This is a genomic window from Rhizobium sp. SRI_017 (genome assembly GCF_057586295.1).
The window spans coordinates 117,512-139,802 of sequence record NZ_JBYCZP010000012.1 but is presented as its reverse complement, the minus strand read 5'-3'; the positions used below and the strand labels follow the sequence as shown (position 1 = coordinate 139,802).

At 61.6% G+C, this 22,291-nt stretch carries 22 protein-coding genes; 11 read left to right on the top strand and 11 right to left on the bottom strand.

Annotation, left to right across the window (positions count from 1 at the left end):
- Nucleotides 1-5 precede the first annotated feature (5 nt).
- The 3 genes from AC2YI2_RS23935 to AC2YI2_RS23925 are packed head-to-tail and all read right to left on the bottom strand — an operon-like array spanning nt 6 to nt 3,571.
- On the bottom strand, nt 6-824 hold the full coding sequence (locus tag AC2YI2_RS23935) for an alpha/beta hydrolase (RefSeq protein WP_487389019.1): 819 nt from the start codon (nt 822-824) through the stop codon (nt 6-8).
- A 14-nt stretch (nt 825-838) separates the two neighbouring features.
- Entirely contained in the window at nt 839-2,320 is a 1,482-nt protein-coding gene (locus AC2YI2_RS23930; RefSeq protein WP_487389087.1) for an NAD-dependent succinate-semialdehyde dehydrogenase, read from the bottom strand.
- A gap of 24 nt (nt 2,321-2,344) precedes the next feature.
- Entirely contained in the window at nt 2,345-3,571 is a 1,227-nt protein-coding gene (locus AC2YI2_RS23925; protein WP_487389018.1) for an iron-containing alcohol dehydrogenase, read from the bottom strand.
- Nucleotides 3,572-3,722: 151 nt separating this feature from the next.
- On the opposite strand from AC2YI2_RS23925, the gene AC2YI2_RS23920 reads away from it, so the two are divergent.
- Together AC2YI2_RS23920 and AC2YI2_RS23915 are read left to right on the top strand one after the other, a co-directional pair.
- On the top strand, nt 3,723-4,409 hold the full coding sequence (locus AC2YI2_RS23920; protein WP_487389017.1) for a GntR family transcriptional regulator: 687 nt from the start codon (nt 3,723-3,725) through the stop codon (nt 4,407-4,409).
- Nucleotides 4,410-4,473: 64 nt separating this feature from the next.
- Nucleotides 4,474-5,067 (top strand): DJ-1/PfpI family protein, encoded by a 594-nt coding sequence (locus tag AC2YI2_RS23915; protein ID WP_487389016.1) that lies wholly within the window; start codon nt 4,474-4,476, stop codon nt 5,065-5,067.
- Nucleotides 5,068-5,130: 63 nt separating this feature from the next.
- Here AC2YI2_RS23915 and AC2YI2_RS23910 read toward each other — a convergent pair whose 3' ends face one another.
- Complete coding sequence (locus AC2YI2_RS23910) at nt 5,131-5,982, bottom strand: sugar phosphate isomerase/epimerase family protein (RefSeq protein ID WP_487389015.1); 852 nt, start codon at nt 5,980-5,982, stop codon at nt 5,131-5,133.
- A gap of 323 nt (nt 5,983-6,305) precedes the next feature.
- Here AC2YI2_RS23910 and AC2YI2_RS23905 point away from each other — a divergent pair, with 323 nt between their 5' ends.
- The 5 genes from AC2YI2_RS23905 (at nt 6,306) to AC2YI2_RS23885 (ending at nt 11,658) form a co-directional block, all read left to right on the top strand.
- The gene (locus tag AC2YI2_RS23905) at nt 6,306-7,193 is read left to right on the top strand and encodes a sugar phosphate isomerase/epimerase family protein (RefSeq protein WP_487389014.1); all 888 of its coding nucleotides are present in this window, start codon (nt 6,306-6,308) and stop codon (nt 7,191-7,193) included.
- 57 nt (nt 7,194-7,250) lie between these two features.
- Nucleotides 7,251-8,420, top strand: a complete 1,170-nt coding sequence (locus AC2YI2_RS23900; RefSeq protein WP_487389013.1) for a mandelate racemase/muconate lactonizing enzyme family protein — start codon at nt 7,251-7,253, stop codon at nt 8,418-8,420.
- Nucleotides 8,421-8,422: 2 nt separating this feature from the next.
- Entirely contained in the window at nt 8,423-9,115 is a 693-nt protein-coding gene (locus AC2YI2_RS23895) for a FadR/GntR family transcriptional regulator (protein ID WP_487389012.1), read from the top strand.
- A 38-nt stretch (nt 9,116-9,153) separates the two neighbouring features.
- A complete protein-coding gene (locus AC2YI2_RS23890) occupies nt 9,154-10,128 on the top strand; it encodes an NAD(P)-dependent oxidoreductase (protein ID WP_487389011.1) in 975 nt (324 codons plus the stop codon).
- A gap of 210 nt (nt 10,129-10,338) precedes the next feature.
- Nucleotides 10,339-11,658, top strand: a complete 1,320-nt coding sequence (locus tag AC2YI2_RS23885) for a hypothetical protein (protein WP_487389010.1) — start codon at nt 10,339-10,341, stop codon at nt 11,656-11,658.
- A gap of 105 nt (nt 11,659-11,763) precedes the next feature.
- Here AC2YI2_RS23885 and AC2YI2_RS23880 read toward each other — a convergent pair whose 3' ends face one another.
- From AC2YI2_RS23880 to AC2YI2_RS23850, 7 genes are all read right to left on the bottom strand, one after another.
- Nucleotides 11,764-12,840 carry an ABC transporter ATP-binding protein gene (locus AC2YI2_RS23880; protein WP_487389009.1) on the bottom strand — a complete coding sequence of 359 codons (1,077 nt, stop codon included), beginning with the start codon at nt 12,838-12,840 and terminating at the stop codon, nt 11,764-11,766.
- Nucleotides 12,840-13,949 carry an ABC transporter ATP-binding protein gene (locus AC2YI2_RS23875; protein WP_487389008.1) on the bottom strand — a complete coding sequence of 370 codons (1,110 nt, stop codon included), beginning with the start codon at nt 13,947-13,949 and terminating at the stop codon, nt 12,840-12,842. The genes AC2YI2_RS23880 and AC2YI2_RS23875 overlap by 1 nt, the downstream gene beginning before the upstream one ends.
- Nucleotides 13,946-14,149: a hypothetical protein gene (locus AC2YI2_RS23870; protein WP_487389007.1), complete on the bottom strand. Its 204-nt coding sequence runs from the start codon at nt 14,147-14,149 to the stop codon at nt 13,946-13,948. The genes AC2YI2_RS23875 and AC2YI2_RS23870 overlap by 4 nt, the downstream gene beginning before the upstream one ends.
- Nucleotides 14,146-15,105: a carbohydrate ABC transporter permease gene (locus AC2YI2_RS23865; protein ID WP_487389006.1), complete on the bottom strand. Its 960-nt coding sequence runs from the start codon at nt 15,103-15,105 to the stop codon at nt 14,146-14,148. Before AC2YI2_RS23865 ends, AC2YI2_RS23870 begins: the two co-directional genes overlap by 4 nt.
- Before the next feature lies 1 nt (nt 15,106).
- Entirely contained in the window at nt 15,107-16,012 is a 906-nt protein-coding gene (locus AC2YI2_RS23860; protein ID WP_487389005.1) for a carbohydrate ABC transporter permease, read from the bottom strand.
- Between the two features lie 144 nt (nt 16,013-16,156).
- Nucleotides 16,157-17,467 (bottom strand): ABC transporter substrate-binding protein, encoded by a 1,311-nt coding sequence (locus AC2YI2_RS23855; protein ID WP_487389004.1) that lies wholly within the window; start codon nt 17,465-17,467, stop codon nt 16,157-16,159.
- A 321-nt stretch (nt 17,468-17,788) separates the two neighbouring features.
- Nucleotides 17,789-18,430 carry a TetR/AcrR family transcriptional regulator gene (locus AC2YI2_RS23850; RefSeq protein ID WP_487389003.1) on the bottom strand — a complete coding sequence of 214 codons (642 nt, stop codon included), beginning with the start codon at nt 18,428-18,430 and terminating at the stop codon, nt 17,789-17,791.
- A gap of 104 nt (nt 18,431-18,534) precedes the next feature.
- Between AC2YI2_RS23850 and AC2YI2_RS23845 the strand changes: the two genes are divergently transcribed.
- Genes AC2YI2_RS23845 through AC2YI2_RS23830 form a run of 4 tightly spaced genes read left to right on the top strand, consistent with a single transcriptional unit; the run spans nt 18,535 to nt 22,233 of the window.
- Nucleotides 18,535-19,731 carry a Tm-1-like ATP-binding domain-containing protein gene (locus tag AC2YI2_RS23845; RefSeq protein ID WP_487389002.1) on the top strand — a complete coding sequence of 399 codons (1,197 nt, stop codon included), beginning with the start codon at nt 18,535-18,537 and terminating at the stop codon, nt 19,729-19,731.
- A gap of 11 nt (nt 19,732-19,742) precedes the next feature.
- Complete coding sequence (locus AC2YI2_RS23840; RefSeq protein ID WP_487389001.1) at nt 19,743-20,582, top strand: phosphoenolpyruvate hydrolase family protein; 840 nt, start codon at nt 19,743-19,745, stop codon at nt 20,580-20,582.
- Nucleotides 20,583-20,606: 24 nt separating this feature from the next.
- On the top strand, nt 20,607-21,014 hold the full coding sequence (locus AC2YI2_RS23835; RefSeq protein WP_487389000.1) for a cupin domain-containing protein: 408 nt from the start codon (nt 20,607-20,609) through the stop codon (nt 21,012-21,014).
- A 28-nt stretch (nt 21,015-21,042) separates the two neighbouring features.
- Complete coding sequence (locus tag AC2YI2_RS23830) at nt 21,043-22,233, top strand: M24 family metallopeptidase (RefSeq protein WP_487388999.1); 1,191 nt, start codon at nt 21,043-21,045, stop codon at nt 22,231-22,233.
- The last annotated feature ends 58 nt before the right edge of the window (nt 22,234-22,291 follow it).

Sequence of the window (22,291 nt, the reverse complement as noted above, 5' to 3'; positions counted from 1 at the left end):
CTGCCTCAGGATGATGTCAAAATATCCATGAGGTGACGCCCGGCATCCGAGCTGGCAATCGCCAGGTCCCGCACACTGTCCATGTGGTTGCGGCCGGCAAGGTCCGAACGGGAGACTGTTAGCCGTTGCGACCTGAGCCTTTTTGTGAAGCGATCGGCAAGATCATGGAAGGGCGGCGTCTCGTCGGCGCCGACTAGCATTGTGACTTGTGTAGCCGGATCGTGCTCATGGGTCATCGGCGTGAAGGCCGCAACCTCCGCATCTGTGAGGCCGATCTCCGCCTGCAGGAACGACGAGCGTAGCGGCTCCAGTTCGTAGAGACCGCCGAGTAGCAGTGTCGCGCGAATGCGGCCCTGTGTCTGGTCGTGCGTGAACAGGAAGCTCGCGAGATGGGCGCCGGCGGAATGGCCGCTGACCGTGAGGCGCTCAGGATCGCCGCCATGCCGGGCGATGTTTGTCACGACCCAGTCCCGTGCGCGACGGACCTGATCGACGATAGTGTCCATCCGAACCAAAGGCATCAGCGCATAGTCGACGATGACGGCAATCCCGCCGGCAGCGGTGATCGTGTTGGCGATGCAGGAATAATCCCGCTTCGAAAACATCCGCCAATAGCCGCCATGGATGAACATATGCACCGGCATTGCCGGCCGACGCTCGGCGGGGGGGAAGAAGAGATCGACCGCCTCGCTCGGCCCCGTGCCATAGGCGACGTCTGCGACCATCGGCAGGGTCTCACGCGTCGCGGCACTGCGGGTGACGATGTCGTACACGATGGCGTCGAAATCAGCGACATGATCACGGATACGGAACGGGTCGCTCAACAATGCCTCCAATGTCAAAAGCTGGTGGCGATATACTTCGCTTCCATGAACTCCGCGATGCCGTGGTGCTGTCCGCCCTCACGGCCGAGTCCGCTCTGCTTGACGCCGCCGAAGGGCGCTGCGGGGTCGGACACCAGTCCACGATTGAGGCCGATCATGCCGGATTCCACCTTCGAAGCGACGCGCATGCCCTTGGAAATATCCTTCGTATAGATATAGGCGGCGAGACCATATTCGGTGTCGTTGGCGCGGTCGATCGCCTCGGCTTCGGTGTCGAAGGCAGAGAGTGGCGCCACCGGTCCGAAGATTTCCTCGTGCGCCATCCGGGCATCCGCTGGCACCTTCACCAGCACGGTCGGCAGGTAGTAAAAACCCTTGCCATGAGCCCGCGCGCCGCCGCAACGGATCTCGGCGCCGCGGCCGATCGCGTCCTGCACCAACGCTTCGATCTTCGCCACCGCTTTACTTGTAATCATCGGCCCGCATTCCGTCTCCGGATCGATGCCTTGTCCAACCTTGAGCGCCGCCATGCGCCTGGCAAGCCCTTCGGCGAAGGCATCGTGGATGCCGGACTGGACATAGATCCGGTTGGCAGCCGTGCAAGCCTCGCCGGCATTGCGCATCTTGGCGATCATCACGCCGTCGAGTGCGGCTTCCAGATCGGCATCGTCGAAGACGATGAAGGGTGCATTGCCGCCGAGCTCCATCGAGCAGGAGATGACATGCTTTGCAGCTTCCGCGAGCAGCGTGCGGCCGACGCCGGTGGACCCGGTAAAGGACAGCTTTCGCACGCGCGGGTCGGCGAGGATGGTCGAGGTGACAGCGCCGGGATTGGTCGTCGTCAGCACATTGACGACGCCGGGCGGCACGCCGGCTTCCTCGTAGAGCGCCGCCAATGCATAAGCTGTCAGCGGTGTCTCGGTCGCCGGCTTGAGGATGACGGTGCAGCCCGCGGCCAGCGCCGGCGCGATCTTGCGCGTCGCCATGGCGGCTGGGAAGTTCCACGGCGTGATGAGAAAGCAGATACCGATGGGCTGGTAATCGACGACGATGCGATTGGTGCCGCCAGGCGCGATGCCGAATTCGCCCGTGATGCGGACAGCCTCCTCGGCATTCCAGCGGAAGAACTCGGCGGCATAGGCGACCTCGCCGCGGGCGTCGCGCAGGGCCTTGCCGTTTTCGAGCGAGATCAGGGTGGCGAGCGTTTCCGATCGTTCGACCATCAGCTCATAGCAGCGCCGCAGGATTTCCGAGCGCTTGCGGGGCGGCGTGTTGCGCCAACTTTCGGCAGCCGCGGCCGCAGCATTTACGGCGTCGGTGGCATCTTCGATGGTGGCGTCGGGCACCGCGGCGATTACGCACTCGGTCGAGGGGTCGACGACCTGGATCTGCCGGCCGCTCCGCGCCTGGACCCATTTGCCGCCGATATAGAGGCCGTGCGAAAAGCTCTGGAAATCCACCTCGTCCTCCTCGGGATCAATGCTTTGCTGGATCATGTTCATCGTCGTGTTCCCATGGATTCAAAGTGCGGACGCGGCGAGATCGCCGTCATAGGCCGCCTGCACGAGACGGCGCATCGCGGCGAGGTCGAAGGTCCGGGGATTGTTCTTGATCAGCCGGTCGATGCCGAGCGCCTGTTCCGCGGTCCAGTCGAGCCGGTCGGCGGCGAGGCCAAGGCCTGCCAGCGTCGGTATGATGCCAATCGCGGCGAAGAGGCGGCTGATCTCGCCGATGGCTGCACCGGCGGCGGCGCGTGTGTCCATGCCGGCGCTATCGATGCCAAGCGCCCCGGCGATCTCTGCCATCTCCGCGGTCGAGGTCGAGACGTTATAGTTCATCACATAAGGCATCATCGTCGCGACACCGAGGCCGTGTGCCGTATGAGTCAGCGCGCCGACCGGATACTGAATGGCGTGGGCTGCGGCCGTCCCTGCCGTGCCGAAAGCGCAGCCGGCCGCCAGCGCGCCCATCATCACGTCGGAGCGGGCCTCTTCGTCGGTGCCGTCCTTGCAGGCCTTCTCCAGGCTGCGGCCGATGAGCTTGATGGCGAGCAGCGCGAAATGGTCGGTCAGGTCGCTCTTGCCGATGAACACGTGTTGCTGTGGCAGTTCATGACCGGTTCCGCGCCGGGCGGCGGTGAAGGCCTCGATGGCGTGGGTCAGCGCGTCGGCGCCGGCAATCGCGGTCAGGCCGGGTGGGCAGGTCATGGTGAGCTCGGGATCGCAGAGCGCCACAGCCGCGATCAGATGTGGGCTCGAAATGCCGACCTTCAGCGTCCGGTCCGGATCGGAAATGACGGCGACCGGCGTGGCTTCCGAACCGGTGCCGGCAGTCGTCGGCACGGCGATGACGGGCAGCGTCGGGCCGGGGACTTTGAACTCGCCGTAATAATCCTGCAGCTTGCCGGCATGGCTGAGCAGCAGGGCCGAGCACTTCGCCATGTCGAGACAACTGCCGCCGCCGATGCCGATCACCAGATCGGGCGCAAAGGCGCGGGCTTCCTCGACGCAGACGGCAACCGTGTCCCGCGGCACATCCGGCAGCGTGCGGTCATGGACATGCACGGCGAGGCCGGCAGCGGTGAGTGCCGCATGGATCTCCCTGAAGGCCTCAGTCGCGGCGAAACGCTCGTCCGTACAGACCAGCGCGCGCTTGCCGTGCCGAATGGCCACCGTCGGCAAGGCGTGTCGCTGGCCTTTGCCGAACAGAATCTCCCGGGGCAGCCGGAGGGCAGCGAAATGGGTCATGCGTCTCGGTTCCCCCCGACGGACTGCGGCTTGCTCACATGAGAAAGACGCTCGCAAGCTTTTCCTATATAAAATCCTATAGGATATAGGATTGCAATGGCCGGAGCATCATGTTAGCGCTGAGATCTGTCAAGAGACAAAAGAAGCGCCGATGAATTCGATCACCCCAGACGCCGAAACGAGCTCGCCGATACAGCGCGCGAACAGCTTGTCGGGCGATGTCTACGAGGCGATCTTCGCCCAGCTCATGTCACTCAAGATCCCGCCCGGCGCGCGGATCACCGTGGATAGCCTGGTCAAGGAATTCAACGTGTCCCAGACCCCGATCCGGGAGGCACTCGGGCGTCTGGAGGGTGAAGGGCTGGTGCTGAAGCAGCATCTCATCGGCTTTCGCGCTGCGCCCCAGATCAACCGCCGCCGCTTCGACGAACTCTATGAACTTCGCCTATTGCTGGAACCGCATGCCGCCCGCTGCGCCGTCGCTACGCTAGACCCCGAAAAGCTGGCGCAGCTCGACGACGCCGCCGGCGTGATGGCGCGCCGCGAAGGCAAGGATGATCGTACGCGCTATTCCAGTTTCGCCCGCCAGGACGCAGCCTTCCACGACATGATCCTCGCCTTTGCGGGCAACGAGTTGATCCGCCAGACCCTGACATTCCAGCATACGCATTTTCACATCTTCCGCCTGATGTTCCATTCGCGGGTAACGGAAGAGGCGCTCGACGAGCACGAGGCGATCCTCGCGGCTTTCGCGGCAGCCGATCCCGATGCGGCGGAGAAGGCAATGCGCATTCATATCGAGCATTCGCGTGACCGGCTGTTGCCGGCATTCGAGTGACGAAGCGATCGGCCGGCGCCCTGGGAGGGGCGGGGCACACGACACGGCATGAGGAGGACCAGATATGCCAGGCAAGAAGATTCTGATGCTGACCGGCGATTTCACCGAGGAATACGAGATCTTCGTGTTCCAGCAGGCGATGGAGGCCGTGGGCCACAAGGTGCATGTCGTCTGCCCCGACAAGAAGGCCGGCGACATCCTGCGCACCTCGCTGCACGATTTCGAGGGCGACCAGACCTATACCGAAAAGCTCGGCCACAACTTCGTCATCAACAAGACCTTTTCGGATGCCGAGAAGAAGCTCGACAGCTACGACGCCGTCTACTGCGCCGGCGGCCGCGGCCCGGAATATATCCGCACCGACAAGCGCGTGCAGGCGATGGTCCGCCATTTCCATGAGACCAAGAAGCCGATCTTCACCATCTGCCACGGCGTGCAGATCCTGATCGCCGTCGACGGCGTGGTGCGTGGCAAGAAGGTCGGCGCGCTCGGTGCCTGCGAGCCCGAAGTGACTTTGGCCGGCGGCACCTATATCGATCTGTCGCCGACCGAAGCCTATGTCGACGGCACCATGGTATCGGCCAAAGGCTGGACCGCGCTTGCCGCCTTCATCCGCGAATGCCTCAAGGTGCTCGGCACCGAAATCAGGCACGCCTGATAGAAGCAGAAATCCGGCGCGTCTGAGGCGCGCCGGATCTCCGATGAAGGCCGACCAGCCGCCTCAGGCCGCCTTCTTCCAACCGTTCCTGATATGCTTGAAGCCGTCGCGGTAGACTTCTTCCGGCGTATCCGAAAAATCCCGCCAGACCTTGGTTGCCGCCGCGAGATCCTTGAGTGAGCGGCCAAAGGCCTCGATCGTCAGCCAGTCGTCATAGCCGCTCTTGCGGATCGCCTTGAAGGTCTCGGCCCAGGGGATGTTGCCCCGGCCCGGCACGCCGCGATCATTCTCCGAAATATGGATATGCACGATCCGGTCGCGATATTTTGTATAGGCCGCGATCGGATCGGCTTCCTCGATATTGCAATGGAACGTGTCGTACATCGCCTTGATGTTCGGGTGGCCGATCGCATCGATATGAGCCGCGAGATCAGCCATCGTGTTGACCAGATAGCATTCGAAGCGGTTCAGCGCCTCGAGCCCGATCGTCACGCCATGCTTGCCAGCATGGTCGCCGATGGCGCGTTGTGAGGAAACGGAGCGCTTGAGTTCTGCCGATGTCGGGCCATTGCCCGAAAACTGGCCGAGTGTCGAATGCAACGGCCCGCTCAACCTGTCGGCACCGAGCGCCTCGGCGCAATCGATCGCCCATTTCATGTAGTCGACGCCACGTTTTCGAGTGGCCGGGTCTGATGAAATCAGGTTCATCCCGGGATCACCCATTGCGGATACTGCGGTCCGTTCCAGCCCGATCTTGTCGAGCATCGCGCCGAGCCGGCGATAGTCTTCCGGGCTTCCTTCGAAGATCGGTATCTCCACACCGTCGAAACCGGTCTGCTTGATGTCGACGAGCAGCTTCTCGTGCTTCTTGGTGACCGAGGTCGTCCACAAGAACATGCACATGCCGATCTTCATATTTCCCCTCCCCGACGCGCCGGCGATAGCAAGAACTGCGAGTCCTGTAATCCCATTCTGGTCATACCAAATCTGAAAATCTGGTCAAGCCAGATGGCGTCGCTGTCAAAATGTCGATGTAAACGATTGCAGTGCCTATTTCACCGTAATATCTGAAAGATAAGGAGAAATCTCATTTTTTCCTCGGCCTTGCAGAGCGCAAAGATTTGCGTTACAGCTTTCCAAAATGGAAATTGGCCAAACCAGATTGACCTGATATGGCCTGTTGACGAGGACGCGGGACCAACCCATGGCCCGCGCGCATTTTGGTCTGGGAGGACTTCATGCATCTTTCTACGCACAATTGGATGCGGGCGGAGCCGCTTGCCGTCACGCTGAAGCGTATCAAGCAGTTCGGCTATGAAAGCATCGAGATTTCGGGCGAGCCGACGCAATACGACACCAAGGAAACTCGCGCGCTGCTCAAGGAGCATGGCATCCGCTGCTGGGGCGCGGTGACCCTGACGCTCGGCGAGCGCAACCTCGCGGCCAAGGACGAAGGCCAGCGCGCCCGTTCTGTCGATTACGTGAAAAGCGTCATCACTATGGTCAGCGAGCTCGAAGGCGAGATCATCACGCTGGTGCCGGCAACCGTCGGCAAGGTCGTGCCCGATGGCACCGAAGAGGAAGAATGGAAGTGGGTCGTGGATGCGACCAAGGAATGCTTCGCCCATGCCCAGAAGAAGGGTGTCCGCATCGCCGTCGAGCCGCTCAACCGCTTCGAGACCTATTTCTTCAACCGTGCCGCCCAGGCCCTGGCGCTTGCCGAGGCTGTGCATCCCGATTGCGGCGTCTGCCTCGATGCCTTCCACCTCAATATCGAGGAAGAGAACATGTATGACGCGATCCGGCTCGCCGGAAAGCGCCTGTTCGACTTCCACATCGCCGACAACAACCGTTTCGCCGCTGGCCTCGGCCAGCTCGATTGGCCGAAGATCATCGGCACCTTGAAGGAGATCGGCTATGACGGCGCCGTGACCAACGAGTTCGTGGCACCCGTCGACCGTACGCCGGCCGCGAAATACCCCGAAATGGTCGAGCGTAACCCGGTCGATATCCCGCCGGAGCAGCTCAAGTTCATCCAGGACCATGGATCGAGCCTGCTGACCGAGAAGTTCTACTCGGACCAGATGCGCATCACGGCAGAGACGATCCTGCCGCTTATCAAGTGAAGCCAATGACGATGTGGCCCTTGCGGAGAGGAAGCTCCGCGAGGGAGGGGGTCGACGATGCGCATAAAGAGTGTTCAAGCCTGGTGGGTCCGCATACCGATCGAGGCCAGCCGCCAGCATCGCAGCGATTTCGGCCGGCTGACGACCTTCGACGCGGCGATCCTGCGCATCGAGACAGATGATGGTCTGGTCGGCTGGGGCGAGGGCAAGAATGCGGCCGGGAGCTCCGGCACCTATGCCGGGCTCGCTCATATCCTCAATCACGAAGTTGCGCCGCGACTGATCGGCCGCGATCCGACAGATATCTCGGGGATCTGGGAAATGCTCTACAACGGCGTGCGCCATGAATCCGCGGCCAAGGCGGGTCATGCCATGCCGGAACTCTCGCGTCGCGGCCTGTCGGTCGCGGCGATCAGCGCAGTCGACATCGCGCTTTGGGACATACTCGGCAAATCGCTCGGCGTGCCTGTCTGGAAGCTGCTCGGTGGCCGCAAGGCTGACCGGCTCCCCGCCTATGCCTCTGGCGGATGGGCGGATGCGGCGAAGATCGGCGAGCAGCTCAATTCCTATATCGATGCCGGCGGCTTCAAATCGGTGAAGATGCGGGTGGGCGCCATGGATGGCGCACCGCTGGTCTCGGCAGAGCGGGTCAAGGCGGCACGCAAGGGCATCGGGCCGGCGGTGGACCTGATGGTCGATGCGCATGGCACCTACACCGTGGCCGACGCGAAGCGCTTCATCGAACTGGTGCGCGACTGCGACCTCGCCTGGTTCGAGGAGCCCGTTGTTGGAGACGACAAGCCGGGGATGGCCGAGGTCCGTGCGGCGGGAAATGTGCCAATTGCCGCAGGCGAGAGCGAGGCGACGCGATTCGACTTCCGCGATCTTGCCATGCTCAAGGCGGTCGATATATTCCAGCCCGATCCGGCCTTTTGCGGCGGCATCACGGAGGCCATGCGCATCTCGGCACTTGCCAGCGCCTTCAATCTCCGTTTCGCGCCGCATCTCTGGGCGGGAGCCCCATGCTTCTTCTCGGGCCTGCATCTCTGCGCGGCATCGCCCGCGAGTTTCGTCATCGAATACTCGCTCGGTGCCAATCCGATGATCCATGACCTTGTCGAAGACACGATTTCCGTTAAGGACGGCATGATCGAGATCCCGGACAGGCCCGGGCTCGGCTTTACGATGAATGAGCGCTTTCTGGAGGCCCACGCGCAAAGACCGTGACGATGAAAGAAAACACCATACTCTCCGACCTTGCGGCCTATCTGTTCTCGAATTCGAGCGTGAACGGCCGCACGCCCTCGGAACGCGAACTCGCCGAGCATTTCGGCATCAGCCGCGGCCAGATCCGGGAGGCTCTCGCGATCCTTGAGGCCATGCGCATCGTCGAGCGCCGGGCAAAGTCGGGCATCTACCTCACGACGACCGAGGCGAGCGTCGAAGCCATGGCGTTGTTCGCCCGCGCCGGCGTGCCGCTCGATCCGGTGCTGATCTACGAGACGGTGGAGCTCCGCAAGATCCACGAGATCAAGGCGGCCGAACTGGCTTGCCAGCGGGCGACCGAGGAGAATTACGAGCGGCTGCGCGAGATACTGGCGGCTTCGGAAGTCAGGCTCGCCGCCGGCGAGGGCCTTGCCAAGGAGGACCGCGAATTTCACCTCGAAATCGTTCGCGCCACCAAGAACAGCGTTTTCTACCGCGTCTGCAGTGTCTACTACACGATGGGCGAAAAGCGGCTGCCGATCTATTTCAGCGACATCGCCCGCAGCCGCCGCTCGCATGAGGAACATATAAGAATCTACGAGGCGCTGGTGGCACGCGACGGCAATCTCGCCCAGGCATTGATGAACGCCCATCTGCAGGGTGTGGAGAGCTACTGGAAGGGCCTGATCGGCAACCTGCATACCGCGGCAAGCTGATTTCCAGAGGCGCTGGCCCGGATCGGTTGGGAGGCCGGATGAGCATTATTTTCTCGACCCACGCGCTGCATCCCATGGCGACCGAAATGCTGGCGCCCGTTGCCGAACTGCGCATTGCCTCGGCGCCAGATGGAGAGGCCATCCTGCGGGAGGGGCAGGGCGCCGATATCCTGATCGTGCGCGCACCGATCCCGCCATCCTATCTGTCGGACAATGCCCGGCTTCGCGCCGCCATCCGCCATGGCGCCGGGGTCGACATGATCCCCTATGATGCAGCGGCGGCCGCGGGCGTATTGATCGCCAATGTCCCCGGGGTCAATGCGCCGACCGTCGCCGAGCATGTCTTCATGGTCACGCTCGCGCTGCTGCGCCGCTTCCGTTCCGTGGATCGCGATCTGCGTGGGACGGGCTGGTTTGCCGGCCGGGCGCATTCGGACCACGGCAACGATCTCGGCGGCCGGACGCTCGGCATTGTCGGTATGGGCAATATCGGCAAGGCGATTTTCCGCATCGCCCATCACGGCTTCGGTCTCGACGTCGCCGCCCACACGCGCTCTCCGGCGAGCGTGCCCGAAGGCGCGCGCTATCTGCCGCTCGATGAGCTTGTCGCGACGGCGGATGTCATCGTGCTCTGCTGCCCGCTGACTCCGGAGACGACGGGGCTCATGTCTCGCGACCGGATCTTCCGGATGAAGCCCGGTGCGCTGCTGGTCAATGTCTCGCGCGGGCCGGTGGTGGATGACGACGCCCTGATCGAGGCGCTGCGAGCGGGCCGCATGGGCGGCGCAGCTCTCGACGTCTTCACGACCCAGCCGCTGCCGCCGGATCATCCTTATCTGCAGCTCGACAACGTGATCGTCACGCCGCATATGGCCGGGATCACGGATGAGAGCATGATGCGGATGGGCGTCGGCGCGGCCGCCGAGGCGATCCGGATTTTGAATGGTGAACTGCCCGTCAATCTCAGGAATCCGGAAGTGGTCGAGCACTACAGGCGGCGGTTCGCTGGTTGAATGCCGCAACCAAGGCTAGCTGGAAATTTCGAATAAGAACGTCCCCATCGCCGCCAGACTCGGCCGCCAAACGACCGGTGGGTTGGTGCTTCTGGCGTTGGCCGCCGGCAACAAAAGTGCTGTCTACGGTTGAGTTGAGTCCGTCACCGTCTATCGTCTGTCATGACGATTTGTTAATGCTCCAGGATCGAAAGCAGGGAGGGATTCCAAATGGCTACCGTTACAGACAAACCCGTAGTCGCCAACACGATTGTCGACTCAATTACAGCTGACACCATTTGGGGAGAAACCAATCTCCAGTATTTCTTCGGCGGCGCAGATGCACTTTCGCTCGACAGTGAATTCGCCGATGCATTCAATTCCGATTTCAACGGCAGTCCCGATGCCGTGTTCGCGTTCAAGGATATTGCTGGGTCTGCCTACGCTTCGCTGGCCAACATATCCGGTCTCATTCTGACCGAGACGACCGACACCAGCATTGCAGACCTGGTCGCAGTCAGTTCGCCCAAAGACAAGTCTGGCGATCTTGAAGGATTCTTCTACTTTCCCGACACCTCGCATCGTGATGATGATCCGACCGACTCCTGGCAGATCGGTGCCTTCAACTCGGGTATGAAGTCGCTCACGGCCAAGGCGGAACTGGGCGGCGGGCAATACGGCAACTGGACGATTTTCCACGAGATCGGCCATTCGATGGGCCTCATGCACACGCATCAAGAGGTCAAGGGTCTTCCGGCTCTTGAAACCATTGGCGCAGCTATGAACAATGAGCGCTATTCGGTCATGAGCTACAATGGCGCGTCCGCCAGCAACAATTTCGGCCATGCCGTGACCTACATGGCCCTCGACGTTGCAGCCCTGCAGGCTCTATACGGTGTGAGCACCTATGCAACGGGCGATTCCTCTTACACCCTCATGGACGCCAGGGGCGGCGCGCTTTCGCTGGTCGAAGGTGATTGGGCTATCGGTCGCGCTCTGGCGACAATTTGGGACAGCGGCGGCACCGACACCATTGACTATGGCGGCTCCGCAGGCCGGTCCATGATCAACCTCAACGCGGCCACGCTGGACACGTCCGGCAACGCCGAAAGCCTTGCCGAAATCATTGCCGATGTTCGGGCCACTGACTTTTTCTCCAGCCTCGCCAAGTCGGTTCGCGCCGACATTGTCAGCCCGTGGCACAACGCCGGGGGATCTTGGTCGTCGGTCCTCGTGAATTCGAACAAGGGCCTCGTGGGCAACCATGGCGGCTATACCATTGCGAACGGTGCTGAGATCGAGAACGCGACGGGCGGGCTCAAAGCCGACCTTCTCATCGGCAACGCGCTAGCCAACGTGCTCACTGGCGGCGCTGGCAAGGATACCTTGCTCGGTGGCGACGGTGACGACGTGCTTGATGGCGGCCTTGGCTTTGACGTGCTCATTGGCGGGGATGGCGCCGATCAGTTCGTCTATAGTGGCGGCAATGACGTCATCCAGGATTTCAATGCAGACGAAGGCGATACACGGGTTGGCGATTGGCCCGTCTGAAGCCTTGGCTGTAACAAGATCACGAGCCCGGTTAGCGCCGGGCTTTTCTGTGTCGAGGGCAAACAGGGGCAGCCCGCACGATGTAGTGATCAGGAACGCCTGCCGTCATCCCGCGTGACGCAGGCTGACGCCGCTCCCGCCATCGAACAGCACGACCTTGTCCGAATTCCAGCCGAACCGCACCTGCTCGTCGAGCTTGAGCTCGACGCGCGCCGGAACCGTGGCATGGATGAGTTTCTCGCCTGATCTCAGCGTCACGATCTTCTCGACGCCGTGGTTTTCCACGTCATGGACGCGCGCCGCTGCTGGCGCGCCGCTTTCGAGCACGACATCTTCCGGGCGGATTCCGAACGTCAGCGGGCGGCCTTCCGCCGTTGTGCCGGCCGGTGCGGTCAGTGGAAGCTTCAGTCCCTCAAGCGTGATCGCCTCGCTGCCAAGGAGCTTGCCGTCAAGCAAGTTCATCGGCGGTGAGCCGACGGCGCGCGCGACGAATGTGTTCTTCGGGTTGGTGTAGATCTCATGCGGCGTGCCGACCTGGACAAGCTGACCGTTGTTCAGCACACCGATCTTGTCGCCCATCGACATGGCTTCTATCTGGTCATGGGTCACGAACAGGAACGTCGCGCCAAGGTTCATCTGCAGGTTCTTGAGCTCGGTGCGCAGCGCCTCGCGCAGCTTGGCGTCGAGCGCCGACAGCGGCTCGTCCATCAGGAAGACGCGCGGCTTGCGCACGATGGCACGGCCGATCGACACGCGCTGCATCTCGCCGCCCGAGAGACGGTCTGTCTTGCGGTCGAGCAGGTGTTCGATGCGCAGCGTCTTGGAAACGCGATCGACGCGCTCCTTGATCTCAGCCGCTTCCACGCGCCGGCTCGGCGACTTCAGCGGGAATTCGAGATTTTCCCGCACCGTATAGCGCGGGTAGAGAGAATATTGCTGCAGCACCAGCGCCACGTCGCGTTCGGCCGCACCCCAGTCGGTCATGTCCTGGCCATCGATGATCACCCGGCCGGCACTCGGCTTTTCGAGGCCCGCAATGACGCGCAACGTCGTGGTCTTGCCGGCTCCGGTCTGGCCGAGCAGCACGAAGAATTCGCCGTCCGCGATCTCGAGATCGAGATCTTTCAGCGCAGTGTGTTTGCCGAAGGCCTTGCTGATACCTTTGAGTTCGATATGCGCCATCAGAGTCTGATCCCCAGCGACAAGCCCGTCACCGTGTTGAAGAAATGTGCCTGGGCCGGGTCGATCCGGGCCCAGACCGGCTGACCGGGGCCCGGTACGAAACCGCTCTTGGTGCGGGCGCGCAGCATTGCATTGCCGACCCTGAGGTCGACGATGTCATGCGAGCCGAGCGGTTCGATGATATGCGCTTCGACCGGCATGAAACCGTCCTGCTGGTCGCGCGAGACCAGCACGCCTTCGGGCCGGACGCCGAGCGTCAGGCTTCCATTCTGGCCGCCGGCCGAAGACAACTTGTCGCCGACGAGAGCCGGAAATTCGAAGCCATGGCTCACGCCGCCGATACCGACACGAATCTGGCCCGCGCTGTCGGCGACATTGGCCTCGGCCATGTTCATGACCGGGCTGCCGACGAATTGCGCGACGAAGGTGTTGGAGGGATAGGAATAGACCTCGGACGGGCTGCCGACCTGCTGGAGGATGCCCTCATGCATGATGACGATGCGGTCGGCGAGCGCCATGGCCTCGACCTGGTCATGCGTCACATAGATGGTGGTCGAGCCCTGCTTGATGTGGAGCCGCTTGATCTCGGCCCGCATTTCTTCGCGGAGTTTCGCGTCGAGCGCACCGATCGGCTCGTCCATCAGCATCGCCTTGGGGCGGCGGACCAGCGCTCGGCCGATCGCGACGCGCTGCATGTCGCCGCCCGAAAGAGCAGATGGTTTCCGATCGAGGAACTCGGTGATGCGCAACACGCGGGCGATCTCGCGCACGGCAGTGTCGACATCGGCCTTGCTCATCCGGGTGGCGCGAAGCGGAAAGGCGATGTTCTCGTAGACCGTCATGTGCGGATAGAGCGAAAAGGACTGGAACACCATGGCGATGTCACGATCCGAGCACTTCTTGTGCTGCACCGCTTCGCCATCGATGAGAATGTCGCCCTGGTCGACCGTCTCGAGGCCGGCGATGGCACGCAGCGTCGTGGTCTTGCCGCATCCCGACTGGCCGAGCAGCACGATGAATTCATTGTCCGCGACGGCGAGGTTGAGGTTCTTGATGACCTGGACGGGGCCGAAGAATTTCTCGATCCCGCGAAGTTCGATCTGTGTCATGTGTCGAGGTTCTCGTCTGCTTTTTCGTCGCGCGGAATTTTTGTGGTGATCATGAAGCCGACGAGGCCGATCAGCGTGATCGTCAGTCCGTAGCGGTGCAGCAACATGTTCCACGGCTGGCAGAGGGCAACAATGCCCAGGATCATCAGGTACTGCGCCAGCGGCTCAAGATACTTTTCGTTGATCGCACGGAAACTCATTTGCGGATCGCTCCGAAGCTCATGCCGCGCAGGAGATGGTTCCTGAGCAGGAAGGTGAAGATTGCAACCGGAAGCAGGAAGAGAAACGTGCCCGACGCGATCACCGTCCAGTCCGACAGGCCGGAACCGACCTGGCTCGGAATGAAGGGCGGCGCGGTCTGCGCACGGCGATTGGTCATGATCAGCGCGAAGGCATATTCGTTCCAGGCGGTGATGAAGCAGAACACGGCAGTCGCCGCGATGCCCGTCGCCGCTTCGGGAATGACAATCTTGAAGAAGGCCTGCATGCGGGTATAGCCGTCGACCAGTGCCGCCTCTTCATACTCTTTCGGAATTTCGTCGATGAAGCCCTTCATCAGCCAGACCGAGAAGGAGAGATTGAAGGCGGTATAGAGGATGATCAGGCCCCAATGCGTGTCATTCAGCCCGACAACCCGATACATCAGGAACATCGGGATGGCGACAACGACGGGCGGCAGCATGCGTGTCGACAATATGAAGAAGAGTAGGTCTGCTTCACCCGCTATCCTGAAGCGCGAGAACCCATAGGCGGTGAAGGTTCCCATGCCGACCGCGAGGATCGTCGAGGTGATTGCGACGATCAGCGAATTCATGAAGCGGTTCGGATAGCCCGAAAGCTGCACCTCGCCGCGGCCCGAACGCACCACCTTCTCGCCGCCGTCGAAGACCAGCCGCTCCCACCAGGGTGCCGCTTCGTATTCTTCCGGCGTGGCGGGCGCGCGCAACTGCGAACGCTTGGTGAAGAGCTTGACGAAAGGCGAGACTTCCGGCTGGAAGAGAACCGTCGGCGGGATCGTGGTCGACAGATTGCGCGGCTTGAAGGCCGTGGACGTGATCCAGTAGATCGGCGCCAGGAAGATGAGCGTGATGATGAGCACGGCAGCGATCGCCGCCTTGTTCAATGCGCGTTCGGAGCGGGTCGTGACGGCTGCCATCTTAGCGCTCCTTCACCTTGTTGAGGTACTTGACGTAGATGTTGGTGATGGCGAGCACCATGATCAGGACGATATAGGCGAGCGCGCAGGAGCGGCCGGTCTGCCATTCCTGGAACGCCATCTTGTAGAGCCGGATCGAGATGACCTCGGTGGTCGGTTGGCTGGTCAGAATGTAGGCGAGGTCGAAGGTCTTGAACGCCTCCATGGTGCGGAAGATGATCGCAATCATTAGGATCGGCGCCACCAGCGGCAGGGTGATCCGGAAGAACGTGTAGAAGGGTCCCGCGCGGTCGATCGCTGCAGCCTCATAGAGATGCTTCGGAACCGCCGAAAGACCGGCAAGCGAAAGCAGCATCACGAAGGGCGACCACATCCATATGTCGGTGATGGCGACCGCATAGAGCGCCATGTTGGGATTGGAGAGCCATTCGAAGGTTCCGAGGCCCAGGGCATAGTTGATGATGCCGAAGCTGGGGTCGTAGAGCAGCTTCCAGAAGAGGCCGACGACGGCCATCGAAAGCATCATCGGCAGCAGCAACAGCGTGGTCAGCAGGCCCTTGAACGGAATGTCGCGGTTGAGCAGCATCGCGGTGCCGAAACCAACGAAGACCTGGCCGGCGACCGAGACGATCACGTATTTCGCCGTGATGGCGAAGTTGTTCCAGATGAAGGGATCGTTCAGCAGCTCGCGATAGTTCTGCAACCCGACGAAATTCGCCGGCGCATTGCCCGAGGCGCGGAAGTCGGTGAACGAATAGCCAAGCGAATAGATCAGCGGGAAAATGTTGAAGACGATGAGAAACAGGATTGTCGGGATAATGAAGAGGTTGCGAATTTTGATATCGCTCATGCCTCGCGCGGCAGCGCGGGACCCTGTATCCAGCGACGACATGACTGTGGTGGCCAATGCGGTATTCCTTCGAGAGCCGACGCAGGCAGCCGGTGCGGCGACATCCTGCTGATATCCGTGATGGATGGCACCGCAAAAAAGCGCGGCGCCCCATTGTCGTGACGGAAGCGGAGGCGGATTTCTCCGCCTCCGCATGGTCGATTACTTGAAGCGATTGTACTTCTTGAACGTGGCGTTCCAGTCGGCAGCGAGGGAGTCGAGAACCTCCTTCGCCGAGCCTTCGCCCGCCGTGATGAAGGGATAGACGCGCTGGTTCATCTGGATCAGCAGTTCGGCATATTCCGGGGTCGCCCAGAAGTCCTTCACCTTGAACATGGTTTCATAGAAAGCCTTGTTGTAGGGCGTGGCATTCTGGAATTCCGCGGATTCGAGCACTGCCTTGTTGCAGGTGTAGCCGCCGAGCGCAGCCCACTTCTTCTGGGTTTCGTCCTTCACGAACCATTCGAGGAACTTGAATGCCTCTTCCTGGTTCTGCGAGTAGGAGACGATCGAGATGCCCTGACCGCCGAGCGCGGCGAACTGCGCTCCACCAGGGCCGGCCGGATTGGCGAAGAAGCCGGTGTTCTTGGCATTCGGGTTGGACGCCTCGTTCACGAGAGCGGGGAAGAAGGCGAAGTAGTTCATGCTCATCGCCGCCAGGTTTTCGGTGATCGCCTGGTTGTCCTCGACGAAAAACGACTTTGCCCAGCCAGGAGGCGTGAAGCCGTAAAGCTCGCGATAGGCTTCCAGCGCCTTCACGTTCTGCTCGGAGTTGATGATGCCATCGACCTTGTAGGTCGAGTAGTCACCAAGCTCGCCGCCGAAGGAGAAGATCGCGTTCTCGACGCCCATCACGAGGGCGTCATAGGAATTGTCGGTGTAGATTGCGGCGCCGTAGCGCTTCTGGTCCGGACGATGGAAGAATTCGGCGATGTCGCGCAGCTCCTTCCAGGTCTTCGGCGGAGCCAGGTCATAGCCGTACTTCGCCTTGAAGGCTTCCATTTCCTTGGGGTCTTCGAACCAGTCCTTGCGGTAGGACCAGCCGACTGCGTCACCTTCTGCGGGGATCGACCAGTACTTGCCGGAGTTTGCCGGATATTCCGAATAGTATTTGACCGTGGCCGGAGCCATCGTCTCGGTCAGCTTGTGCTTGTTGAAGAAGTCGGTGAGATCGACATAGTGGCCCGCCTCGGATGCGGCGCCGATCCACTGCGAGTCCCCGACCACCATGTCGTAGGCCGAGCCCTTCGCGTTGAATTCGGTGAAGGCCTTGGTCTGGAAATCGGACCAGGGCGTCGTTTCGACGGTGACCTTGACCCCGGTTTCCTTTTCATACTCGTTGGCGAGTTCCTGAAGATAGTTGGCCGGATCCCATTCCGCCCAGAAGATCGTCAGTTCTTGCGCCTGGACGGATGTGCCGCCCGCGACCATCAAGGCTATTCCGGCTAGTAGGCCGGCAATACTTTTGCGCATAGTGTTTCCTCCCAGTTATGCACACACCCGCCATACGCGGGATCTAAGCCTGACTGACGAGTTCCAACTCCCATTGCCGGCGGCAAACTCCCATTTGCGCAAGCCTGGAACCTGAGCCAGGTATCCGTACATCCATGATCTGGTATTACCAAATTCAGGGCAAGTCAAGTCACGCAAGAGTCCGTCTTGGAAGCCTCGAAATGGCTGGCTTTTGCAGCCATTTCATGTGTTTCCCGCGCGAAAACGTGTTACAGCCCCCAGCCAAAGCCGGGTTGACGACCCAAAACACGATCATGTTACTCAAAAATTGGTCTAACCAGATTAAGCATTTTTTGTACTGGCTTCATTCAAGGTCGCGTCCATAAGCGCAGCGGCCGCCCATTCGGCGACGCCCTGAGCCTCGGAGGCTGTCAGCCCCCAGATATCCTTGAGCACAACCAGCACTTCGACGCCAAAGACCAGCGACAAAGCCTGTTCCAGCCGCTCGCGTTTGCCGGGGCTGATCTTGCCCTTCAGGGGCGCGGTCACATCCCTGAGAAGGTCGACGCGATGGCCGCGGGTGAAGCGTGGCTCACTGCCCAAAGTGCCCGCCTGGCGCTGCGCCCACTGGTCGAGCGAGAGTTTCAGTGCTGCCTTGAACGTCGCCTCGAACTCGTCGATGCGGGGCATGGAGGTCGCGAGCAGATCCTTGATCCGGTTTTGCGGATCCGGATCGTCCGATTTCCATTTGAGGATCGGGCCGAGCGCCTCGTCGACCACGGCCTGCACCAATGCGGCCTGGCTCGGGAAGTAGCGATAGGCGGTGGCGCGCGACACTTCCGCCGCTTCCGCCACCTCGGTCACCGAGGGCGTGATGCCCGACTGCATCAGCTGAATGGCCGCCTGCAGCATGAGCTTTCGCGTCCGTGCTTTCGGGCCGCGTTCGCTGGTGGTGGTTTCGGCTGGTTGACCTGAGACTAGCATATCGCTATGATACTCGCGTCTCATAAATATTCAAGAGCTGAACAGCCAGCCAAATGCCGCCGAGGAGCGGAACAGCGCGACCGGCGGGCCGCGCGGGAGGGTGCATGAAGCGTGTCTATGTTGTCGGCACTGCCGACACGAAAGGGGAAGAGCTCGCCTACCTGGCGGACCGCATCAAGGCGGTAGGCGGCTCTCCTCTCCGGGTCGATGTCGGCACACATGCGCCGACGGTGCCGGTCGATGTGAAGGCGGAAGAGGTTGCGGACTTTCATCCTGACGGCGCGGACGCTGCCCTCGGAACGAAAGATCGCGGCACGGCCGTTGCGGCCATGGGTGAGGCGTTTCGACATTTTGTTCTCTCGCGCAAGGATATCGGCGCAATCATCGGGATTGGCGGCGGCGGCGGTACATCGATCGTTACGGCCGGCATGCGCGAACTGCCGCTCGGCCTGCCGAAGATCATGGTCTCGACCCTCGCGTCAGGCGATGTCGCACCCTATGTCGGCGTTTCCGACATCATGATGATGCCGTCGGTAACCGACATGGCCGGCCTCAACCGCCTGAGCCGCGTGATCCTCGACAATGCCGCGATTGCGATCGCGGCTATGGCAAATCGGCCGGCCGTCGAGACGGAATCTCGCCCGGCGCTCGGTCTCACCATGTTCGGCGTCACGACGACCTGCGTCACGAATGTCGTCGCTCAGCTCAAGGATCAGTACGATTGCATGGTGTTTCATGCGACCGGCACCGGCGGCCGCTCGATGGAGAAACTCGCCGACAGCGGCATGCTGGAAGGCGTGATCGACGTGACGACGACAGAGGTCTGCGACCTGCTCTTCGGTGGCGTGCTGCCAGCGACGGGGGATCGCTTCGGTGCGATCATCCGGACGAAGCTGCCCTATGTCTGCTCCGTCGGCGCTCTCGACATGGTGAACTTCTGGGCAGAGGATACTGTGCCGGCTAAGTATTCTGGGCGAAAGCTCTACAGGCACAATCCGAATGTGACGCTGATGCGCACGACGGCGCAGGAATGCGATGCCATCGGTCGCTGGATCGGCGAGAAGTTGAATTTCTGCGACGGTCCGGTGCGGCTGCTGATCCCGGAAAAGGGCGTCTCCGCGCTCGACAAGGAAGGTGCCGCCTTCTTCGACCCCGAGGCAGATACGGCACTCTTCGCCGCGCTCGAAGCCACAGTGAGACCGACAGCTAACCGGCGGATCGTTCGCCTTCCCCATCACATCAACGACCCCGAATTCGCCGATGCGCTCACCGCAGCCTATCGCGAAATCGCCAAAGCCTGAGAAAGACCGACATGCCTGCCATTCCACGCAAGACCATCCTCGACAAATTCCATGCCATGGTTGCCGCTGGCAAGCCGATCGTCGGCGGCGGCGCGGGTACCGGCATCTCGGCCAAGGCGGAGGAGGCAGGCGGCATCGACCTGATCATCATCTACAATTCCGGCCGCTACCGCATGGCGGGCCGCGGCTCGGCGGCAGGGCTGCTCGCCTATGGCAATGCCAACCAGATCGTCAAGGAAATGGCGGTCGAGGTACTGCCGGTGGTCAAGCACACGCCGGTGCTCGCCGGCGTCAACGGCACCGACCCCTTCATCCTGATGCCGCATTTCCTCGCCGAACTCAAATCGATGGGCTTCTCCGGCGTGCAGAACTTCCCGACCATTGGGTTGTTCGATGGCCAGATGCGCCAGAGTTTCGAGGATACCGGCATGAGCTACAACCTCGAGGTCGACATGATCGCGGAGGCGAACAGGCTCGATCTGCTGACCACGCCCTATGTTTTCAACGGCGACGAAGCGATTGCCATGACCAAGGCCGGCGCCGACATCATCGTCGCCCATATGGGCGTCACGACCGGCGGCTCGATCGGCGCGACTTCGGCCAAGACGCTCGAATCCTGCGTCGGCGAGATCGAGGCGATCGCGGCCGCGGCACGGTCCGTGCGCAAGGATGTCATCGTGCTCTGCCATGGTGGGCCGATTTCGATGCCGGATGATGCACGCTTCATTCTCGACCATGCCAAGGGCGTACACGGCTTCTATGGCGCAAGCTCCATGGAGCGCCTGCCCGCTGAGGCTGCGATCCGCAGGCAGACCGAGGATTTCAAATCGCTGGCGGTCCGCACCGCCTGAACCGCCAATTGGGAGGAGAGGATAATGAAAGGAAATTTTGTCTATCCAAAGGATGTGGATTCCTTCGGCTTCGACTGGGGCCGGCTGGCGCTGACCGTGGCGCCTGAGGTCAATGGCGCCAAGACATTTTCCGGCGGCGTCGTCGACCTGCCCAGCGGCCAGGGCCATTCGCGCCACAACCATCCGGGCTCCGAGGAGATCATCTTCGTGGTCTCGGGCAATGGCGAACAGATGGTGGAGGACGAACAGGGCAATCCGGTGGTACAACAGGTCGGTCCCGGCTGCACCGTGTTCGTACCCGACAGCCGGTTCCACTCGACATTGAATACGGGTTCCGGCCCGATGCAGCTCTTCGTCGTCTATTCGCCCGCAGGTCCCGAGCTCGGCCTGCGAGACTTGCCTGATTTCCGCATCATTCCGGCCGGCCAATAGCTGGTCTTCATCGTTTCGGGAGGAGACCATGAATATCAATTCGCCGCATGTCCGTACCACCGGGCCACTCTTCGACACGGCCAAGCTCGACCGTCTCCTGGACGAGGCGGGTATCGATGTCCTGCTTGCAACATCCAAGCACAACACGGCCTATCTGCTCGGCGGCTACAAGTTCATCTTCTTCGCCGCCATGGATGCCATTGGTCACAGCCGCTACCTGCCCTTCGTGATCTACGAGAAGGGCAGCCTGGATCACGCCGCCTATATCGGCAACAAGATGGAAGGCGCCGAGCACGCCAACAATCCATTCTGGACTCCGACCGTGCAGCCGGCGACCTGGGGCACTCTGGATGCTGCGAAACTCGCGGTCGAACATCTCCGGAAGATCGGCAAGTCCGGCGCCCGCATCGGCATCGAACCCGGCTTCCTCCCCTCGGATGCCCGCGATCTGCTCGCTGCCGGCCTTGAAGGCGCACGTTTCGTCGATGCAACGCATGCGATGGAACGACTGCGCATGATCAAGGCGCCGCATGAACTCGACCAGCTTCGGCTGGCCTCGGAACTGATCACCGATTCGATGCTGGCGACGATTTCGGCGGCCCGCGAAGGCTCGACCAAGACAGAGATGATCGAACAGCTGCGCCGGGAAGAGACCAATCGCGGCCTGCATTTCGAATATTGCCTGCTGACGCTCGGCTCGAGCCACAACCGCGCCGCCTCGCCTCAGGCCTGGGCGAAAGGCGAAGTCCTGTCGATCGACTCGGGCGGCAACTATCACGGCTATATCGGCGACCTCTGCCGCATGGGCATTCTAGGTGAGCCGGATGCCGAGCTTGAGGATCTGCTGGCCGAGATCGAAGCCATTCAGCAAGCGGCCTTCTCCAAGGTCAAGGCCGGCGCGCCGGGCGCCGAAATGATCGAGGCAGCGGAGAGCCTGCTGAAGCGCTCGCCATCAGCCACCTTCACCGATTTCTTCTGCCACGGCATGGGCCTGATAACCCATGAGGCGCCGTTCCTCATGACCAACCATCCGGTGGCCTATGAGGGCATCGACGCGGGTCATCCGCTGGAAGCCGGCATGGTGATTTCGGTCGAGACGACGATGCTGCATCCGAAGCGGGGCTTCATCAAGCTCGAGGATACGCTGGCGATCACGGCTGGCGGGTATGAGATGTTTGGTGAGCGCGGAAGGGGATGGAACAGGGGCGGGAAGGGCTGAAGACAGCCTTCGCCCCTCATCCGCCTGCCGGCACCTTCTCCCCGTTCTGACGGGGAGA

Bases quoted from the DNA above. Each gene is read 5' to 3' on its own strand.
- AC2YI2_RS23930 (WP_487389087.1), bottom strand. From the start codon at position 2,320: ATGATCCAGCAAAGCATTGATCCCGAGGAGGACGAGGTGGATTTCCAG.
- AC2YI2_RS23925 (WP_487389018.1), bottom strand. From the start codon at position 3,571: ATGACCCATTTCGCTGCCCTCCGGCTGCCCCGGGAGATTCTGTTCGGC.
- AC2YI2_RS23920 (WP_487389017.1), top strand. From the start codon at position 3,723: ATGAATTCGATCACCCCAGACGCCGAAACGAGCTCGCCGATACAGCGC.
- AC2YI2_RS23915 (WP_487389016.1), top strand. From the start codon at position 4,474: ATGCCAGGCAAGAAGATTCTGATGCTGACCGGCGATTTCACCGAGGAA.
- AC2YI2_RS23910 (WP_487389015.1), bottom strand. From the start codon at position 5,982: ATGAAGATCGGCATGTGCATGTTCTTGTGGACGACCTCGGTCACCAAG.
- AC2YI2_RS23905 (WP_487389014.1), top strand. From the start codon at position 6,306: ATGCATCTTTCTACGCACAATTGGATGCGGGCGGAGCCGCTTGCCGTC.
- AC2YI2_RS23900 (WP_487389013.1), top strand. From the start codon at position 7,251: ATGCGCATAAAGAGTGTTCAAGCCTGGTGGGTCCGCATACCGATCGAG.
- AC2YI2_RS23895 (WP_487389012.1), top strand. From the start codon at position 8,423: ATGAAAGAAAACACCATACTCTCCGACCTTGCGGCCTATCTGTTCTCG.
- AC2YI2_RS23890 (WP_487389011.1), top strand. From the start codon at position 9,154: ATGAGCATTATTTTCTCGACCCACGCGCTGCATCCCATGGCGACCGAA.
- AC2YI2_RS23885 (WP_487389010.1), top strand. From the start codon at position 10,339: ATGGCTACCGTTACAGACAAACCCGTAGTCGCCAACACGATTGTCGAC.
- AC2YI2_RS23880 (WP_487389009.1), bottom strand. From the start codon at position 12,840: ATGGCGCATATCGAACTCAAAGGTATCAGCAAGGCCTTCGGCAAACAC.
- AC2YI2_RS23875 (WP_487389008.1), bottom strand. From the start codon at position 13,949: ATGACACAGATCGAACTTCGCGGGATCGAGAAATTCTTCGGCCCCGTC.
- AC2YI2_RS23870 (WP_487389007.1), bottom strand. From the start codon at position 14,149: ATGAGTTTCCGTGCGATCAACGAAAAGTATCTTGAGCCGCTGGCGCAG.
- AC2YI2_RS23865 (WP_487389006.1), bottom strand. From the start codon at position 15,105: ATGGCAGCCGTCACGACCCGCTCCGAACGCGCATTGAACAAGGCGGCG.
- AC2YI2_RS23855 (WP_487389004.1), bottom strand. From the start codon at position 17,467: ATGCGCAAAAGTATTGCCGGCCTACTAGCCGGAATAGCCTTGATGGTC.
- AC2YI2_RS23850 (WP_487389003.1), bottom strand. From the start codon at position 18,430: ATGCTAGTCTCAGGTCAACCAGCCGAAACCACCACCAGCGAACGCGGC.
- AC2YI2_RS23845 (WP_487389002.1), top strand. From the start codon at position 18,535: ATGAAGCGTGTCTATGTTGTCGGCACTGCCGACACGAAAGGGGAAGAG.
- AC2YI2_RS23840 (WP_487389001.1), top strand. From the start codon at position 19,743: ATGCCTGCCATTCCACGCAAGACCATCCTCGACAAATTCCATGCCATG.
- AC2YI2_RS23835 (WP_487389000.1), top strand. From the start codon at position 20,607: ATGAAAGGAAATTTTGTCTATCCAAAGGATGTGGATTCCTTCGGCTTC.
- AC2YI2_RS23830 (WP_487388999.1), top strand. From the start codon at position 21,043: ATGAATATCAATTCGCCGCATGTCCGTACCACCGGGCCACTCTTCGAC.